Genomic DNA, 579 nt, shown 5'->3' on the forward strand with positions numbered 1-579 from the left:
AAGGGTACGAAAAGATTGGCGAAGGGCTGCGAGCACATCTGCCGAAAGGCAGTGAAAACTCTAAGTTTTCGCTTGGCAAGCACCATTAGCTCAGTTGGTAGAGCACCTGACTCTTAATCAGGGTGTCCCGGGTTCGAGTCCCTGATGGTGCACCAAAAAGAAGTCAGGCGGGGGTCTTTGAGAGGATCTCTGACCTCTGCACCTGGCTAAGGCTGAGATGTGGCCCGTTGGTCAAGCGGTTAAGACACCGGCCTCTCACGCCGGTAACGGGGGTTCGATTCCCCCACGGGTCACCAAAACAATCTTTGAAGTAGTCGTAAGAAACAGGAAACTGTTTTTACAATATCCGACAGGAAGGCGAAAACCTCCTCTGCGGAACATAGTTGGTGTCGATGACGGTGAGGGTCCACCTGTTCCCATTCCGAACACAGAAGTTAAGCTCATCAGTGCCGAAGATACTTGGCTGGTAACGGCCCGGGACAATAGGATGACGCCAACACTGATATTCCTCAATAGCTCAGCCGGTAGAGCATGCGGCTGTTAACCGCAGGGTCGTTGGTTCGAGTCCAACTTGGGGAG

General features: G+C 52.8%; 3 tRNA genes and 1 rRNA gene. All 4 read left to right on the top strand.

Annotated features, from left to right (window positions below):
* Nucleotides 1-79: 79 nt before the first annotated feature.
* Nucleotides 80-155: transfer RNA gene (locus tag TY09_RS17505), tRNA-Lys, on the top strand.
* A gap of 66 nt (nt 156-221) precedes the next feature.
* Nucleotides 222-296: transfer RNA gene (locus TY09_RS17510), tRNA-Glu, on the top strand.
* Between the two features lie 86 nt (nt 297-382).
* A 5S ribosomal RNA gene (rrf, locus tag TY09_RS17515) occupies nt 383-499 on the top strand.
* 7 nt (nt 500-506) lie between these two features.
* Nucleotides 507-579: transfer RNA gene (locus TY09_RS17520), tRNA-Asn, on the top strand.

Source organism: Faecalispora jeddahensis, assembly GCF_000577335.1.
GTDB lineage: Bacteria > Bacillota > Clostridia > Oscillospirales > Acutalibacteraceae > Faecalispora > Faecalispora jeddahensis.